Annotated in this window: 15 protein-coding genes; 4 read left to right on the top strand and 11 right to left on the bottom strand. The window is 74.2% G+C overall.

The features are described 5' to 3' along the window. Positions 1–158 precede the first annotated feature (158 nt). Positions 159–467: a hypothetical protein gene (locus ACFYOJ_RS02535; protein ID WP_356550297.1), complete on the top strand. Its 309-nt coding sequence runs from the start codon at positions 159–161 to the stop codon at positions 465–467. Here the strand turns inward: ACFYOJ_RS02535 and ACFYOJ_RS02530 are convergent. The 10 genes from ACFYOJ_RS02530 to ACFYOJ_RS02485 form a co-directional block, all read right to left on the bottom strand. Beyond that, positions 448–1,914, bottom strand: coding sequence for a penicillin-binding transpeptidase domain-containing protein (locus ACFYOJ_RS02530; protein WP_356550295.1), 1,467 nt, complete (start codon positions 1,912–1,914; stop codon positions 448–450). The genes ACFYOJ_RS02535 and ACFYOJ_RS02530 overlap by 20 nt on opposite strands. Before the next feature lie 16 nt (positions 1,915–1,930). After that, positions 1,931–3,304 (bottom strand): FtsW/RodA/SpoVE family cell cycle protein, encoded by a 1,374-nt coding sequence (locus ACFYOJ_RS02525; protein WP_356550294.1) that lies wholly within the window; start codon positions 3,302–3,304, stop codon positions 1,931–1,933. Between the two features lie 282 nt (positions 3,305–3,586). Next, positions 3,587–4,513 (bottom strand): DUF3152 domain-containing protein, encoded by a 927-nt coding sequence (locus tag ACFYOJ_RS02520; RefSeq protein WP_356550292.1) that lies wholly within the window; start codon positions 4,511–4,513, stop codon positions 3,587–3,589. A 261-nt stretch (positions 4,514–4,774) separates the two neighbouring features. After that, the gene (locus ACFYOJ_RS02515; protein WP_356550290.1) at positions 4,775–5,110 is read right to left on the bottom strand and encodes a TcmI family type II polyketide cyclase; all 336 of its coding nucleotides are present in this window, start codon (positions 5,108–5,110) and stop codon (positions 4,775–4,777) included. A 40-nt stretch (positions 5,111–5,150) separates the two neighbouring features. Further along, positions 5,151–5,630 carry an SRPBCC family protein gene (locus ACFYOJ_RS02510; RefSeq protein WP_356550289.1) on the bottom strand — a complete coding sequence of 160 codons (480 nt, stop codon included), beginning with the start codon at positions 5,628–5,630 and terminating at the stop codon, positions 5,151–5,153. Between the two features lies 1 nt (position 5,631). Next, entirely contained in the window at positions 5,632–5,901 is a 270-nt protein-coding gene (locus ACFYOJ_RS02505) for an acyl carrier protein (protein WP_356550287.1), read from the bottom strand. Between the two features lie 105 nt (positions 5,902–6,006). After that, a complete protein-coding gene (locus tag ACFYOJ_RS02500) occupies positions 6,007–7,263 on the bottom strand; it encodes a ketosynthase chain-length factor (protein ID WP_356550285.1) in 1,257 nt (418 codons plus the stop codon). Next, a complete protein-coding gene (locus ACFYOJ_RS02495; RefSeq protein ID WP_356550284.1) occupies positions 7,260–8,573 on the bottom strand; it encodes a beta-ketoacyl-[acyl-carrier-protein] synthase family protein in 1,314 nt (437 codons plus the stop codon). Before ACFYOJ_RS02495 ends, ACFYOJ_RS02500 begins: the two co-directional genes overlap by 4 nt. Beyond that, positions 8,570–9,037: a cupin domain-containing protein gene (locus ACFYOJ_RS02490; protein WP_356550283.1), complete on the bottom strand. Its 468-nt coding sequence runs from the start codon at positions 9,035–9,037 to the stop codon at positions 8,570–8,572. Before ACFYOJ_RS02490 ends, ACFYOJ_RS02495 begins: the two co-directional genes overlap by 4 nt. A 79-nt stretch (positions 9,038–9,116) precedes the next feature. Then, positions 9,117–10,337 carry a SchA/CurD-like domain-containing protein gene (locus ACFYOJ_RS02485; protein ID WP_356550281.1) on the bottom strand — a complete coding sequence of 407 codons (1,221 nt, stop codon included), beginning with the start codon at positions 10,335–10,337 and terminating at the stop codon, positions 9,117–9,119. A 287-nt stretch (positions 10,338–10,624) separates the two neighbouring features. On the opposite strand from ACFYOJ_RS02485, the gene ACFYOJ_RS02480 reads away from it, so the two are divergent. Together ACFYOJ_RS02480 and ACFYOJ_RS02475 are read left to right on the top strand one after the other, a co-directional pair. Beyond that, positions 10,625–12,286 carry an FAD-dependent monooxygenase gene (locus ACFYOJ_RS02480; RefSeq protein WP_356550279.1) on the top strand — a complete coding sequence of 554 codons (1,662 nt, stop codon included), beginning with the start codon at positions 10,625–10,627 and terminating at the stop codon, positions 12,284–12,286. A gap of 213 nt (positions 12,287–12,499) precedes the next feature. After that, a complete protein-coding gene (locus ACFYOJ_RS02475; protein WP_356550278.1) occupies positions 12,500–13,114 on the top strand; it encodes a response regulator transcription factor in 615 nt (204 codons plus the stop codon). Here the strand turns inward: ACFYOJ_RS02475 and ACFYOJ_RS02470 are convergent. Then, positions 13,055–14,470: a histidine kinase gene (locus ACFYOJ_RS02470; protein WP_356550276.1), complete on the bottom strand. Its 1,416-nt coding sequence runs from the start codon at positions 14,468–14,470 to the stop codon at positions 13,055–13,057. The genes ACFYOJ_RS02475 and ACFYOJ_RS02470 overlap by 60 nt on opposite strands. A gap of 475 nt (positions 14,471–14,945) precedes the next feature. Here ACFYOJ_RS02470 and ACFYOJ_RS02465 point away from each other — a divergent pair, with 475 nt between their 5' ends. Continuing rightward, positions 14,946–17,264, top strand: coding sequence for an N-acetylmuramoyl-L-alanine amidase (locus tag ACFYOJ_RS02465; protein ID WP_356550274.1), 2,319 nt, complete (start codon positions 14,946–14,948; stop codon positions 17,262–17,264). Positions 17,265–17,269 lie beyond the last annotated feature (5 nt).

Here is a 17,269-nt window from a genome sequence, read left to right as displayed (position 1 = left end):
CAAGCTCGTCAATCCCCCGGACGGGACTTGTCGACCGCGGGTAATGGTGGTTGAGGCGTCAGCGGCTGCGTACGGGATCATCCGATGGAGCGCTCCGCCGGGCGTTCGTCCTGGGTGCGCCGACCGCGTCAGCCGGTCTCCGGCACATGGGAGCGATCATGGGCGCCGCACGCGGCTACGGGCTGGACGACGACTACGAGTGGCCCCGTCCGCCGGAGGGTGGCCGGCTGGCGGACGACCTGGACGAGCTTCCCGGCCTGCCTCCGCACACGGAGCTGACCGACGGGAGCCTCGTCCTCGTGAGTCCGCGGACCGACTTCCCTATGCGTACGGTCCGCCTGTTCGACCGGGCCCTCTGCGAGCAGGCCCCGGACGTCGAGGTCTACCGGGAATTCACGGTGACACCCAACGACCGGAACCGGCCCGAGCCCGACGTCCTGGTGGCCCTCACCGTCCCGCCCCCCTGAGCACCGCCTCCATCACCGCCCGGGCGATCGGAGCCGCCAGCCCGCCCCCGCTGATGTCGTCCCGGTCGGCCGCGGACCCCTCCACCACCACCGCCACCGCCACCTTCGGCTCCAGATCCCGCTCGCCCTGCGCCCACGAGATGAACCAGGCGTACGGCGTGCCCGAGTTGCCGACGCCGTGCTGGGCGGTGCCGGTCTTGCCGCCCACGGTGGCGCCCGGGATCGCGGCGTTCGCACCGGTGCCGTTCTCCACCACACCGGCCATCAGCCGCTTCAGCAGCCGGGCCGTCGAGGGCCGCATCGCCTCCCGGGAGGGCCGCGAGCCCGCCGTCGCCACCAGGCCGCCGCCCGCCCGCAAGGTCCGCTCCACCAGGTACGGCGAGCGCACCTGACCGCCGTTGGCCACCGCCGCCGCCACCATCGCCATCTGCAGCGGCGTGGCCCGCGTGTTGAACTGCCCGATCGACGACAGCCCGAGCTGCGCCCGGTCCACCGAGGTGTCGAAGGTGCTCCGCGCCACCGGGAAGGGCACGCGCAGCCCGTCGTCGTTGAAGCCGAACGCCTCGGCCGTGGCCGTCATGCCCGCCACGCCCACGTCCACCCCGAGCTTGGCGAACACCGTGTTGCAGGACCACTCGAAGGCGTCCCGCAGCGAGGCGTCCCGGCAGCCCTCGCCCTCGTTCGTCAGCCTGGTCCGCGTCCCGGGCAGCGTGTAGGGGTCGGGGGAGCGGGTCGGCTCGTCCAGGCCCCGGACCACGCCCGCGTCCAGCGCCGCCGCCGCGGTGACCACCTTGAACGTCGAACCCGGCGGATAGGTCCGGCTCACCGCCCGGTTGAGCATCGGCTTGTCCGGATCGTCGTTCAGCCGCTTCCAGGTGCGGGTGGCGTCCGCGTCGTTCCCGGACAGACGCTGCGGATCGTACGAGGGGGTGGACACCAGGGCCAGGATCCGGCCGGTCGACGGCTCGATCGCGGCCACCGCCCCCTTGCGCCGGCCCAGCCCCTCGAACGCCGCCCGCTGCGCCGCCCCGTCGATCGTCGTCACGACGTCGCCGCCCGGGTTGAGGGCGCCCGTGACGTCGTTCCACAGCGGCAGCGGCGCGAGCACCGGGTCGGCGCCGGACAGCAGACCGTCCTCGGCGCGCTCCAGCAGGCTCGTCCCGTACTCCTGCGAGGCGAAGCCGGTGACCGGGGCGTACATCGGACCGTTCGCGTACGTCCGTTCGAAGCGCAGGTGCTCGCGGGTGTCGCGGGAACCGGTGACCGGTTCGCCGCCGACCAGGATGTCCCCGCGCGGCTGCTGGTAACGGGCGATGTCCGGGCGGCGGTTGGCGGGGTTGCCGGTGTACTCCGGCGCCTCGACGATCTGCACACGGGCGGCGTTCACCACCAGGGCGACCAGCAGCAGCGCGCAGAAGACGGCCGCCCGCCGGATGTGCCGGGTCACCGCGGCCCCTCCCCGCTCACGGCGCCGCCCGCCCCTCGCCCTGACGGCGGGCCGCGTGGCTGACCCGGATCAGCAGCGCCACGATCGCCCAGTTGGTGACGACCGAGGAACCGCCCTGGGCCAGGAACGGCATCGCCATGCCGGTCAGCGGGATCAGCCCCGTCACCCCGCCCGCGATGACGAACACCTGGAGCGCCACGAGCGAGGACAGGCCGACGGCGAGCAGCCGGCCGAAGGGGTCGCGGGCGGCGAGGCCCGCCCGGAAGCCGCGCTCCACCAGCAGCGCGTACAGCAGGAAGATCGCGGTGAGGCCGAGGAAACCCAGCTCCTCCCCGGCGGTGGCGAGGATGAAGTCGGACTTGACGGCGAAACCGATCAGCACGGAGTGCCCGAGGCCGAGGCCCGTGCCGGTCACCCCGCCCGCCGCGAAGGCGAACAGGGACTGGGCCAGCTGGTTGGGCCCGTGCCCGGCCTCGACGGAGGCGAAGGGGTGCAGCCAGTCCTCCACCCTGCTGTGCACGTGCGGCTCCAGCCACCCCACGGCGACCGCGCCCAGCGAGGCCAGCAGCAGCCCGACCGCGATCCAGCCGGTGCGGCCGGTGGCGACGTACAGCAGGACGACGAACAGGCCGAAGAACAGCAGCGAGGTGCCGAGGTCGCGCTCCAGGACCAGGACGCCGACACTGACCAGCCACACGGCGACGATCGGGCCGAGCACCCGCCCGGTCGGCAGCTGCAGCCGCCACACCCGGCGGCCCGCGTACGCCAGGGCGCTGCGGTTGGCGGCCAGGTACGCGGCGAAGAACACGGCGAGGAGCACCTTGGCGAACTCGCCGGGCTGGATGGAGAAGCCCGCGACCCGGATCCAGATGCGGGCGCCGTTCACCGCCGGGAACAGGATCGGCACCGTGAGCAGGAGCAGAGCGGCGGCGACACTGACGTAGGCGTAGCGCTGCAGGGCGCGGTGGTCGCGCAGCAGCAGGACGACGACGATGAACAGGGCGACGCCCAGCGTCGACCACACCAGCTGCGCTGGGGCCGCCCGGTCGCCCGGCGTCTCCAGGTCGAGCCGGTAGATCAGGACCAGGCCGAGGCCGTTGAGCAGCACGCCGATGGGCAGCAGCAGCGGGTCGGCGCAGGGCGCGCGCAGCCGTACCGCCAGATGCGCGAGCACCGCGAGCACCCCGAGCCCGGCACCGTAACCGGCGGCGCCGGGCGGGAGGGCGCCCTGCTGGGCGAGACCGACGTTGCAGTAGCCGGACACCGACAGCAGGACGGCCATGACGATGAGGGCGAGTTCGATGCCGCGACGCCGCGGAAGGCGGGCGGCGGGAGCGGGGGTGTCCGCCTGGGCCACGGTGATTCCGGTTCCGGTTCCGGCCTTGGTCATGTCCGGAACTTACCCACATGGTGTGATGTGCGCGCTGCCGGCATCAGCGCCGGTGCGGCACGGGGCCGAGGGGGCCGGCGCCAAGGGCGCGGCGGGGACGCGGGGTCGGCGACGGCATGGGATACCTCCCGGGTGGCAAAAACGCCGGCGCGGTCGGAGGCGCCGGCACGGCCGGTGGCGACTCACCGACACATTAGGAGCGCCGGGCGGGTGCCGCCCGTCGCACTGCGCCATCGGGGACGGGCCCGCCGGGGCGGTGCCCCCGGAGAGGTCCGCGCCGGCTCAGGGGACCGGCGGTCCGCTCAGGTAGGTGCCGTCGCGGTCGTAGGGCCAGGCGTTGGCGACGCAGCCCTTGAGGCCCTTGATCTGCTGCATCATCGCGGGGGCGGGCCGGCCGGGGCCGGGGCAGGTCTCGTGGCCGTGGCCGATGCGGTGGCCGACCTCGTGGTTGATGATCAGCGCCCGGTAGTCGCCGAGGGGGCCGTCGAACTGGGGGGAGCCGAGCACCCAGCGCTTGAGGTTCACCACGACGTCCTTGCCGACGCTGCAGTTCACCTCGCCCCGGGTGAGCAGGCCGGCGGCGCCGCAGATCTCGTCGACGGTGCCGGGCGTGGCGATCTTCACCACGAAGTCGTACGGGCCCGAGCTCACCAGGCGGAAGGAGTCGGTGCCGCCGCGGGTCCAGCCGCGAGGGTCGGCGAGCACATCGGAGATCTCGGCCGCCGCGGCGGCCGGCCGGATGTCGATGCCCTCCTCGACGAGCACCTTGTACCGCCGGACGCGGCCGCCGGTGCCCACGGCCGTGCCGTCGGCCCGTGCCGTGACGAAGGTGCCGGGACCGGTCGCGGGGACGGCGATGACGGAGGGCGACGGGGAGGACGAGGCCCCGGCGGACGGGGACGCGGAGGGGCCGCCGCTCGCCGGGGCGGACGACGGCCCGCCCGAGGGCGCCGGGGCGGACGGCGGCCCGATGGCCTCCAGCGCATCGTCGACGTCGGCCGCCTGGTCGTCCGTCACCGGGGACCGTGCCTCGCGCCAGTGGGCGACGGCGGCGCCCGCGCCGAGCAGCACGGCCCCGAAGGCGGCACCGGCCAGGGTCATGCGGACGCGGCGCTGCCGCCGGCGCTGCCGCGCGTGCGCGCGGGACCTGCTGCCGGCCCCGTCCGAGGCGGGTTCCGGACGGGGTCGGCGGGGGGTGGATCGGGCCACGACGTGCGTCCTCTCTCCTGGCGGGCGGGGCACGCGGCGCGCGCCTGCGGCACACCGCACACCGGTGTGCTGCCAAGATCAGGACGGCTGGACACACGGATCCGTCGCAGGATTCCGCGTGGGCCTTCTCACACATGCGTTCGGTTCCCGTGGTGCAACCCTTCGGTGCCTCCGGGAGTCCGCGTGTGCCCGTACGTGCGCCGGGGCCGCCCCGCGGAAGGCGGGTGCGGCCCCGGCGCACGTACGGGCGCTGGTCCGGCGTCAGCCGGCGCTGGTGCGGTCCCAGGTGTAGAAGCAACGCGCCATCGCGTCCTTGGGGCCGCGCCAGGTCGCCGGGTCGTACGCCGACACGTACGGCTCGAGCCGCTCGCTGACCAGGCGGAACTCCGGGTGCCCGGACAGCCGGCCGATGGCCGGGGCCGGGTCCTCGTCGCTCTCGATGAGGTGCAGGTACACACCGTCACCGAACTCGAAGAGGCTGCGCCGGTTGACGCCCACCAGGCGGGGCAGCTCGCCCCGGTCGGACTCGGCGAACACCTTCGCGATGTCCGGTGCCGTGCCCGGTTTCATCCGGGCGACGATCAGGGTGTGGTGCATGGGGAGGTGCCCTTCGTCGGTGCCGGTCGGCTCGTCGGTCTCACTCGGCCAGCGCCGAGGCGGTCCGCCGCTCGCCCGCGGCCTGCTCGATCCGGTCCCGGATCAGCGCCATCTGCGTACGGGAGTTGCGGTTGATGTTGTCCGTCATCCAGGCGTCGTCGACGGGCGCGTCCGGCTTCATCGCGAAGTCCTGGATCCAGCGCATCCGCGTGCCCTCCGCGGTCTCGGCGTACTCCCAGACGATGTTCATGTACTGGAAGGGGCCGGTCTCCACCCGGTGGGCGCGGACGGTGCGGGAGACGGGGTCGGCGACGCGCTCGGAGACCCAGCTCCACACCTTGCCGTCCGCGTCCGGGTGCATGGTGAGCCGGAAGACGACCCGGTCGCCGTCGCGCTCGAGGACGTCCACGGAGGCGTACTCGCTGAACAGCCGGGGCCAGTTCTCGATGTCGTTGGTCATGTCCCAGACCAGCTCCATCGGCGCGGCGATGGTGATCTCGTTGTCGGTGTGCCCTGCCATGTCACACTCCCGTCTTCAGTGCGCTGTTGACCAGCGCGAGGAAATCCGCGGGCGTCTTGCAGCGCTCGGCCTGCTCGGGCAGGCCCAGCCCGTACTGCTTCTCCAGCTCGGCGACGATGCCCAGCAGGCCGAGGGAGTCCAGGCCGAAGGTGTCAAAACCGGCGTCGGCCTGCTGCTGGAGGGTGACCGGGTCGACGTGCACACCGGCGGTGCGCTTCATCAGCGCCGACAGTTCCTCGACGGTCACCTGGTACTCCACTTGGTCGGTCATGCGAGGTGCTCCTTCACTCGGATCGGCGAACGCCGGGGACGGCGCCGCTCGGGATGGTGATGGCCCGGGAGGGGAGGGAGGGGGTGGGGTGGGTGCACACCGGGCTCAGCCGCCGGTCGCGGCGTCCGCGCCCCGCCGCAGGACCAGGGCCGAGTTGCAGCCCATGAGCCCCCGGCCGAGGACCAGGACCGTGCGCGGCTCGGCGGGACGGGCCCGCCCCACCACCAGGTCCAGGTCGTGGCAGACGTCGTACACGTGCGGGGTGGGCGGGATCAGCCCGTGCTCCATGGCGAGCACCGCGGTCGCCACGTCCAGCACCGGCGCCGCGCAGTACGCCCGCCCGGTCCCGGTCTTGGGCGCGGTCACCGGCACCCGCCGCGCGTGCGGCCCGAGGGCGTCGGCGAGCGCGAGGGCCTCGGCCCGGTCGGCCTCCGGCACCCCGAGGGCGTCCGCGAAGACCACGTCCACCTCCTCGGGCCGGCAGCCGGCCTCCGCCAGAGCGCCCTCGATCGCCCGCGCCAGCCCGGCCCGCGACTCCTCCCAGCGGGAGGCCCCGGTGAAGGTCGCCGCGTGCCCGGCCACCGTCGCCCGCACGTCGGCCCCGCGCCCGCGCGCCGCGTTCTCCTCCTCCACCAGCAGGACGGCCCCGCCCTCGGCCGGCGCGAAACCGCACGCCGCCTGCGTGAACGGGCGGTAGGCACGCTCCGCTTCGCCGGCCCGGCTCAGCTCGGGGTAGCCCAGCTGGCAGACGATCGAGTACGGGGCGAGCGGTGCCTCCGTCGCCCCGCACACCACCGTGTCGGTCCCGCCGCGCACGGCCAGCGCCGCGTGCGCCAGGGCGTCCAGACCGCCCGCCTCGTCGGCGGCCACGACCCCGCAGGGGCCCTTGAAGTCGTTGCTGATGGAGATCTGGCCCGTGCTGGCCGCGTAGAACCAGGCGATCGACTGGTACGGGCCGACGTACCGCGAACCCTGGCCCCACAGGTTCTGCAGCTCCCGCTGCCCGAACTCGCCGCCGCCCGAGCCGGCCGCGGTGACCACACCGACCGAGTACGGCGACTCGATGTCGGCCTGCCCGAACCGGGCGTCCCGCAGGGCGAGTTGCGCAGCGGCCATCGCGAAGTGCGTGAACCGGTCGGTCTGGACGAGATACCGCTCCTCGATCAGTTCCGACGGGTCGAAGCCGCGCACCTCGCCCGCGACCTTCAGCGGCAGGTTCCCGCAGCCCTCCCGGGTGACGGGCCCGAGACTGTTCGTGCCGTCCGCGACCGCCTTCCAGTGCGCCTCGGCCCCGATGCCGTGCGGGGACACCACACCGAGACCGGTGACGACCGCACGCCGGGACCGTCGTGGTCCGCTCATCGCGGCCCTCCTTCCTTGCCGGAACCAGAACCGGGACCAGAACCGGCCCCCGAGCCCGCCTCGCTGAGCACGACGGCGGACTGGAAGCCGCCGAAGCCGCTGCCCACCGACAGCACGTGCCGCAGCGAACGCTCCCTGGCCTCGCGCGGCACGTAGTCCAGGTCGCACTCGGGGTCGGGGGTCGTGTAGTTGGCCGTGGGCGGCACCACCTGGTGGTGCATCGCCAGCACGCACGCGGCCAGCTCGATCGAGCCGATCGCGCCGAGCGAGTGCCCCACCATGGACTTGATGGAGCTCATCGGCGTCTCGTACGCGTGCGCGCCCAGCGACCGCTTGACGGCCGCGGTCTCGTGCCGGTCGTTCTGCTGGGTGCCCGAGCCGTGCGCGTTGACGTAGTCGACGGCCGTGGGGTCCAGCCGGGCCATGTCCAGCGCGGTGTCGATCGCCCGCGCCATCTCCAGGCCCTCCTTGGTGAGCCCGGTCATGTGGTAGGCGTTGCCGAAGGTGGCGTAGCCGGATATCTCGCAGTACACGTCCGCGCCGCGGGCCCGGGCGTGCTCCAGGTCCTCCAGGACGAGCACCGCCGCGCCCTCGCCCATGACGAAACCGTTGCGGTCCGCGTCGAAGGGCCGCGAGGCGTGCGCCGGGTCGTCGTTGTTCGGCGAGGTCGCCTTGATGGCGTCGAAGCAGGCCATCGTGATCGGCGATATCGGCGAGTCCGCCGCGCCGGCCAGGCACACGTCGACGCGTCCCTCGGCGACGGCGTGATAGGCGTAGCCGACCGCGTCCAGCCCGGAGGTGCAGCCGGTGGACACGGTCTGCACCGGGCCGTGCACGCCGAACTCCTCGGCCACCGCCGACGCGAGCGTGGCCGGGGTGAAGGCCCGCTCCAGGTGCGGCTCGGCCCGCCGGTCGTCCACGTCCCACCGCGCACCGCGCTCGCTGACCAGGACGTAGTCGTGCTCCAGCCGGGTCGTGCCGCCGACCGCGGTGCCCAGCGTGGCACCGGTCCGCCACGGGTCGGTCCGGCCCAGGTCGAGCTCCGCGTCGCGCACCGCCTCGGCGGCGGCGACCAGCGCGAACTGCACGTACCGGTCGCACCGCTGGACCGTGGCGAGGTCCAGCCCGTGCGCGGACGGGTCGAAGTCGCACTCGGCGGCGATCTGCGAGCGCAGCCCGGCCGGGTCGAACAGCGAGATGCGACGCGTCGCCGTACGGCCCTCGGACAGCAGGCTCCAGAACCGGGGCACACCGATACCGCCCGGGGCGACGACGCCTATGCCCGTGACGGCGACCCGACGCCGGGTCATGACACCGCCTCGGCCGCGGCGGCGGGACGTCCTTGCCCGGCGCACCCCTCGTGGCCCTCGAGCGGCAGGGCGTTGCCCGCCGCGTCCTCCGTGTCGACGTGGCCGAGCTCCGGCCGCGGCGCGAGCGGCCCCAGGTGGAAGACGATCCGCGCCTCGACGTCACCGGTGTTGCGGAACCGGTGCCGCATGTTCGGCGGGATCAGCACTCCCTGCCCGACGGAGAGCGCGTGCGGCGCCCCGTCCAGGTCGACCTCGAGCGTGCCGTCGGTGACGTACACGAACTCCTCGGAGTACGGGTGGTAGTGCTCGGCGATGCGGTCGCCGGGCTGCACGATGGCCACGCCCATGAACCCGCTGGTCGATCCGGCGGTGGTGGGGGTGAGAAGGGCGCGGAGGTCTCCGCCGCGGCGCGTGTTGGGCGCGATGTCGCCGAGGGAGACGATGCGTACCTGCTGGTCTGTCATGTCGGTCACTCCGGGAGACGGAAGGCGTTGGGGAGGCCGGCGGACGCGTCCCGGCCGGGGCCGGTGCGCGTACGCCGGATCAGGAGGGGAGCGAACGCCGGTCGGTCAGCGGCGTCATGCGGGCCCGCGCGAGCAGCCTCGACAGCGTGCCGGTGTCGGACAGGGGACCGTCGATACCGACGGCCTCCAGGTCGAGGAGCTGCTCGGCCACCGCGATCCCCGGCGCGTCGGACGAACCGGCCCGGTCGTGCAGACCCAGGACGAACGCGGGCGCCTCGTCCGGGTCCCCGGCCACGTCGACCAGCCGTACGACGAGGTCGTCGCGGTGGAAGACGGTGGCGGCCAGCACCGGACCGTCGGGGGTGTACACGGCGGACGCGTCCTGACGGGCCAGCAGCCGGGCGAGTTCCGGACCCGCGCCCTCCCGGACCGGGTAGAGCAGCGCACACCGCTGCGGGCGCGCCTCGGCCCCGGTCGCGGACGCCACGTGGTGGACGGCCGGCATCGCGGCCAGCGTGAAGAACCGGCGGGCGGACTGCGGGTCGTCCAGGTCCCGGTCCTCCTCCAGGTGCGGGTTGAGGGCCTCCTCGACGGCCCGCACCCCGGGCTGCCGGGCTACGTGGCGCAGCGCGGTCTGCAGATCGCCCCGCACCTCCACGGCCCGCACGATCCGGTTGCCGTGCATGAACAGCGAGGTGCGCAGCAGCCGGGTCGACTCGTCGGCCTGGGCCTCGGGGGAGGCGTAGTTCGACAGCAGCTCGGCGGCCTTGGCCTCGCTGCCGGGCCGCACGGTGAAGGTCAGGGCGTGCCGGACGACATTGCCCCCCACCCGGGGAGCGGCCTGCGGCTCCTCACCGGCCGCCGCGAAGGCGCCGGACCCGTCGGCGGCGGTCTCCCGCAGCACGCTGTAGCGCAGGGAACGGGTGTCGCGGACACAGTCCTGCAAGGGTGCGACGGTGTCCAGGTGCTCGGTGCTGTTGACCCAGGCCAGGAAGGGCGCCGCGCTCTCCCACTCGCTGGTCAGCAGCCACTGGGTGGGGTTCTCCAGGGACTGGCACAGCTGGTCGCTGACATGCCCCGGCACACCGGCGACCCGGTGGCGGATGCGCTCGTACGCCTGGAGGAACTCCTGCTGCATGCCGTCGTGGATGTCCAGCATCAGCACGACCCGCACGCGGGATCCGTCGAACGCGGATATCGAGACGCCGCCCGCCTCCGCGGACACGGCGGATGCCGCGGCGTCCATGGCTGCGGCGTCCGTCGGTCCGGAATCCGACGACACGACGGGAGAGACCGTCATCCGGCCCACCTCTTTCCCGGGAACTTCCTCGGACTGGGGGAGTACGACCGTCGCGGCGCGCCGTGTGAGGCGGGATGCGCCGGTCGCGTAAGCACGATCGTGGGCCGTGCCCCCGAGGACCGCGAACCAGGCGGGTTAAGCGGGTGAAGCCCGAGACGCCGCAGGCACCACGGGGCATGCATGAAGGCCCCGGCCCCTGCACGCCACGGGACCTGCCGCCCGGCATGTCACGGGACCTGCCACTCGACGACGCCCGACCGGGGCCTGACGCGACGGAGGAACGAGCGATGAACGAAAGAGCCGATCGGCCGCAACCCGGGGCCCACCGCGTCCCGGTGCTGATCGTCGGAGGCTCCCTGGTCGGCCTGTCGACCTCGGTGTTCCTGGGCCGGCTCGGCGTCCGGCACACGCTGGTGGAACGGCACGCGGGTACCTCCGTCCACCCCCGGGGACGCGGCAACAACGTCCGCACGATGGAGCTGTTCCGGGTGTCGGGCACCGAGCCGGACATCCGGCGGGCCGCCGCCACGCTGGCCGGCAACCACGGCATCCTCCAGACCCCGACACTGGCCGGCGACGCGGGGGAGTGGCTGTTCAGGCGGATCGACCCGGGCAACGGACTCGCCCGGTACAGCCCCAGCGGGTGGTGCCTGTGCAGCCAGAACGACCTGGAGCCCGAACTCCTCGCCCACGCCCGCGAACTCGGCGGCGACCTGCGCTTCGGCACGGAACTGCTGTCCTTCGACACCGACGCGGACGGCGTCACCGCGACCATCAGGAACCGGGAGACCGGCGATCGTTCCACGGTCCGCGCGGACTACCTGGTGGCCGCCGACGGTCCCCGCAGCCCCGTCCGTGAGCGGCTCGGCATCGGGCAGAGCGGCCCCGGCGACCTCTTCCACAACATCAGCATCACCTTCCGCTCCCGTCGGCTCGCCGACGTCGTGGGCGACCGCCGCTTCATCGTCTGCTACCTCACGGCCCCGGACGCGGACGGCGCCCTGCTCCCGGTGGACAACCGCCTGAACTGGGTCTTCCACGCCCCCTGGCACCCGGAGACCGGCGAAACGGTGGAGGACTTCACCGACGAGCGCTGCGCCGCCCACATCCGCCGCGCCGTCGGCGCCCCGGACCTCGACGTCGAGATCACCGGCAAGGCCCCCTGGCACGCCGCCCAGCGCGTCGCCCGCAGCTACCGCGCCGGCCGCGTCCTGCTCGCCGGCGACTCGGCCCACGAGATGTCCCCCACCGGCGCGTTCGGTTCCAACACCGGCATCCAGGACGCCCACAACCTCGCCTGGAAACTGGCCGCCGTCCTCGGCGGCTGGGCGGGCGACGGCCTGCTGGACACCTACGACGCCGAACGCCGCCCGGTCGCCGAGGCCACCAGCGCCCGCGCCGCCGCCCGCTCCGCCGAGCACAGCCACCCCGGCTTCGCACCGGCCGGCCTCCCGGGCGGCGGCGGCCCGCAGCGCGGCATCCTCAACGTCGCCCTCGGCTACCGCTACCCCCAGGGCGCCGTCGTCGGCGCCGACCCGGCGACGCCGGTGGTCCCGGAGGAGCTCTCGCTGACGGGCGAACCCGGCAGCAGGGCCCCGCACCTGTGGCTGCTCCGCGGCGACGACCGCGTCTCCACGCTCGACCTCTACGAACGTTCCTTCGTCCTGCTCAGCGACGCGACGGAGCCCAGCGGCTGGCACGAGGCGGCGACACTGCTGGGCGAAGAGATGCGGATCCCGCTGATGGCGTACCGGGTGGGCAAGTCCCCGGACGCCGACCTGCTGCCCGAGGACGACGACACCGACTGGGCGAAGGCCCACGGCGTGACCCGCGGCGGGGCCGTCCTGGTCCGCCCCGACGGCTTCGTGGCCTGGCGCGCCCCGGGCCCGGCACCCGACCCCACGGCGATGCTCCGCCAGGTCGTGAGGTCCGTCCTGTCCCTGGCCTGACACCCCGGCCCGCGAGGGCCCGGTTCACGACGCCGCGGAGCCGGCCGTTTCCCCGCCCGGCCGGCTTCGCGCGGGCGCCCCACCGGCCCGGACCGGTGGGGCGGGGACCGGCAGCGAGGCCGGCCCGATGCCCGCGTCCGCCCCGGCATATATTGCGAGGACGACGGACGACGGACGGCCCCGTCCGGGGCCGTCCGCAGGACGAAAAGGGGCATGTTCCGCCACGTGATCAGAGTGCTGGTGGTCGAGGACATGCAGGTCGTCAGGGCCGGCCTGGTGGCCCTCCTGGGAGCGGAGTTCGGCCTGACCGTCGTGGGACAGGCGGCCGACGCCAACGAGGCGCTGGACGTGGCCGCGCGGACGGACCCCGACGTCGCACTGCTGGACATCGACCTTCCGGGCGTCGACGGGGTGTCGCTGGCCCGCGCCCTGGCCGAGCGGACGCCGGACTGCCGGCTGCTGATGCTCACGGCGATGGACCGGCCGGGGCACGTGCGGCGCGCCCTGGACGCCGGGGCGTCGGGCTACCTCCTGAAGAGCGTCTCGCCCCGGGAACTGGCCGAGGCGGTCCGCACGGTCGCCGCGGGCGGACAGGCCGTCGCGCCCGGCCTGCTCGCGGAGGCGGCGGACCGGGCCAGCCCGCTGACGGCCCGGGAGGCCGAGGTGCTGAGGCTGGCCGCGGACGGCGCCGACCCCAGGGCCATCGCGGCGGACCTCTTCCTGAGCGTGGGGACCGTGCGCAACCGCCTGTCCGACGCGGTGGCCAAGCTACATGCGCGAACCCTCGTCGACGCGATCCGCATCGCACGGCACCAGGGGTGGGTGTAGCGCTTCCGGGGCCGGCGCCGGAGCCGGAACCGAGGGGGAGGCCGGAGCGGAGCGCGGCGCCGGTATCACGGGGGAGAGGCACGAGACCGGTGCCAGGGCGGGGGCCGAGGCCGGCACCGGGTCCCGGTCCGTCACCGAACCCCGGTCCGACACCGGGTCCCGGCCCGGCGTCGGGGCCGGGGGTGTCGCCGGGACCGCGGACGGGGCCCCGGCCGTCGCCGGTCCCAGGGGAAGGTCCGCGGTGAGCAGGAAGCGCCGCCCGTCGAGCGACGTCTCGAGCGAGCCGTTCAGCGCGAGGACGCGCAGCCGCAGGTTCCCCAGCCCCCTGCCGGACCCCGGACCGTCCGCGACGAACGCCCCGAACGCCCCCGCACCGGGGCGCAGACCGTCGTTCCCGATCGACAGCCGCACACCCGACGCCTCCCGCGTGACCGCGATGTCGCACCGGGACGCCCTGCTGTGCCGCAGCACATTGCCGACCGCCTCGCGCAGCACCGCGCCCAGGCAGTCGCTCACGGGAGGGGACAGGTCCAGCCGCGGCGGCAGCGTCGTACGCGTCGTGATGCCGGCCCCCGACAGCAGCCGCTGGGCATGGGCCAGCTCGGCGTGCAGCCGGGTGGACACACGGCCCTCGGTGATCCCCGGCACCTCGGCGTGCGTACGCCGCGCCAGTGCCGCGATGTCGCGCAGCGCCTCGTACGCGGGTGTGGAAACCGGTGTCCGGCGCAGCGCGTTCTCGCTCTGCACGGCGATGGACACCAGGGACGCGCCGACCAGGTCGTGCAGGTCCTGGGCGATACGCGCCCGCTCCCGGTGCGCGGCCAGGCGCGTCGCCTGACTGTGCGACGCCTGGAGGCGGGTGACCAGCAGGGCGAGGTGCACCACCGCGTACACGCCGCTGCCCGTGATCAGGGTGGACGCCAGCACGCTCATACCGCTGCGGTGCGCGTGCACGATGCTGACGTTCACCAGGAGAGGCCCGCTCGCCGCCACGGCCAGCGCGATGAGCACCGACGCCGGCCGCGGCACGGTGAGCAGCACGGCGCCCGCCAGGAAACCCAGCAGACTCAGCCACCTGTACTCGAAGACGAGAACCGGCAGATAGGTGAGCAGCGCCTGCACGACCAGCAGCCCCCACCGCCACCGGTACGGCAGACGGTAGGGGGGCGGCGCGTACTGGCCCAGCAGGACGGCCGGCAGCAGGATCAGCAGCACCACGCCGGTGATCAGCGCGCGCCTGCTGAGCGGCTGGGCCAGCACGTCCGCCGCGAGCAGCGCGAAGGAGCCGGCGATCAGGAGGAACAGGGAGAGGAAGGCCACCAGGGTGGCCTGATTCGTCCCCGTCCGACGCCACACGTCATACCCTCCTCGCACACGCTGACCGCGACCACGCCGGTCGCGGACACGATGACGCGATGGGCAGAGACCACCGCACATCCTGGACGGCTCGCCGCCCCCGAAGGTTGTACGCGAAGCCCGTGAGGATCTCACTTCTTTCCCGCCGCCCCGGATGATCTGATCGGGCCGGTGTCCCGTCCGCCGGAGGGACGCCGCCGGACGCACGGCGCCGTGTCACCGTCCCGGCGCGAACAGCCCCGGCCCGGCACCGGCCGCCCACCGCGTCCCGGCCGCGTACCCGCCCCGCCGAGGGCGACCGCCGCGGCACGGCGACGCCGCCCGGTGCCGGAGCCCCACGCCGGAGCCGCCCCGCCTCGCCCGGGACCACCGCGGGCCCGGCCGGTGACGCGCCGCCGCGCCCGCCGCGCACAGCCGGACAGACCGCCGTACCCACGCCGGCCTGTTCCCCCGATGAAGGAAGCAACGGACCAGCATGAGAACTCGGCACATATGGCGGACGACCGCCGTCGTGGCGGCAGCAGTCACCGGGGCGGCGGCCGGCCTCTACGGACTCGCCGACCGGACGGGGGCGGACGGCGCCCCCGGCGCCTCGGCGCACGGTCCGGTGGAACCCGAAGCCCGCACAGCGGAGGTGACGACGACCGACGGCGGCACCCGCGCCGCGCTCGGGCAGCGGACCACCGAGCCCTTCAGCATGCTCGGCCTCACCTGGACCGACCCCTCCGCCAGGATCACCGGCACCATCGAGGCCCGCACCCGCGCCGTGGGAACCGGCCGGTGGTCCCCGTGGCTGCGCCTGGACGGCGACAGCGGCCAGGGCGAGACCACGGCCCGCCGCGGCGGCACCGAACCGGCGTGGACCGGCCCCTCCGACGGCGTCGAGCTGCGCGTCACCGCGGACGGCAGGACGAGCGCCACCCTGCCCGCCGGCCTCCGCCTCGACATGATCGACCCCGGCCGGACCTCCGGCGGCGACGCGATGGAACCGGCCGCCTTCCGGGCCGACCCGACCGAACCCGCCGAGGAGCCGACGTCCCCGACGGAGCCCGCAGCCCCCGTCACCACGCCCGAGACGCCCCCGCCCGCCGACCCGACGGCCGAGCCGTCCACCGGCGGGACGACGACGGAGCCCGCCGCCCCCGAGACCCCGGCCGCCGGCAGCCCGACGCCGGATGTCACGGCCCCGGCGCCGTCCGCGCCCTCCACCGGACCCGCCCCCACCGCCACCACCGCGCCCACGACGTCCGCACCCCCCGCACCGCCGTCCACGGCACCGCGCCCGCCCATCACCTCGCGCGCCGCCTGGGGAGCGGACGAGTCGATCAGCCCCGAGGCACCCGGCTACCTGCCGGGCGGGAAGGTCAAGGCGGTCGTCGTCCACCACACCGCGGAGAGCAACACCTACACCTGCGCCCAGGCCCCGGCGGTCGTCCGCGGCATCTACGCGTACCACGTCAAGCAGCTGGGCTGGAAGGACATCGGCTACAACTTCCTCGTGGACAAGTGCGGCACGGTCTACGAGGGCCGCAAGGGCGGCGTCGACCGCCCCGTGATGGGCGCCCACGCGTACGGCTTCAACGCCGAGACGACCGGCATCTCCGTCCTCGGCACCTACACCGACGTGGCCCCGAGCACCGCCGCCATGTCCTCCGTCGCCCGGATCGCCGCCTGGAAACTCGGCCAGTACGGCGTCGACCCCGCCGGAACCGTCACCCTCACCGCCGGTGACAGCGGCCGCAACTACGCCGGAAAGTCCTGGACGAAGGGCGCGAAACTCACCCTCCCGGCCGTCCACGGCCACCGCGACGGCTACAACACCCAGTGCCCCGGCAACCAGCTCCACAGCAGGCTGGCCACCATCCGCAGCTGGGCCGCGGGCCCGGTGGCGGGCCTGACCGTCAAGTCGCTCACCGGCGTGGGCCGGTCGGGCACGACCTCCTACACCAAGGCCGGCGTCACCGTGAACTGGACGGCCACCACCCCGTCCGCGCTGATCGCCCGGTACGAGCTCCTCGTCGACGGCAGGACCGCCGCCACCACCGCGGGCACCGCCACCTCGGCCAGGGCGAACCTCGCCGTGGGCACGCACCGCGTCCAGATCCGCGCCACCCACGTGTCGGGCCGCACCACCACCTCCGCGGCGTCCACGGTCGTCGCCGAGACGACGGCCCCCACCTTCACCACCCGGCCCGCGCTCGCCCTGAGCACCGGCACGGTGAACACCACGGCCGTCCCCCTGAGGCTGAGCTGGCGGGCGACGGACAACGCCGCCCTGAAGGAGGTCAGGCTCACCACCCCGCGCGCCGCCACCTACGCCCCGACGACCACGAGTGCCGGCCACACCGCCAGGCCCGGCACGGCCACCTCCTGGTCCCTCACCGCCCGCGACCAGGCCGGCAACACCCGCACCGCCTCCGTCACCGGCACCCCGGTCGTCCTCCAGGAGACCTCGGCGGCCAGGACCGGCACCTGGACGACCAAGTCCTCCAGCAGCTACCTGGGCGGCAGGTCGTACTCCAGCTCCTCCCCGAACGCCTCCCTGACCTGGACGTTCACCGGACGCTCGGTGTCCTGGGTGGTGTCCCGCGCGTCGACCTCCGGCCAGGCGTACATCTACGTCGACGGCAAGAAGACGGCGACGGTCGACCTCAGGTCCTCGACGACCAAGTACCGGGACGCGATCTGGACCAAGACCTGGTCGTCCAACGCCAAGCACACGGTCAAGATCGTCGTCGTCGGCACCAAGGGCCGCCCGACCCTGACCACGGACGGCCTCGTCTACCTCAAGTAGCGGCC

The organism is Streptomyces sp. NPDC006384 (assembly GCF_042870695.1).
Taxonomy (GTDB): Bacteria; Actinomycetota; Actinomycetes; order Streptomycetales; family Streptomycetaceae; genus Streptomyces.
This window is presented reverse-complemented; position numbering and strand designations above follow the sequence as displayed.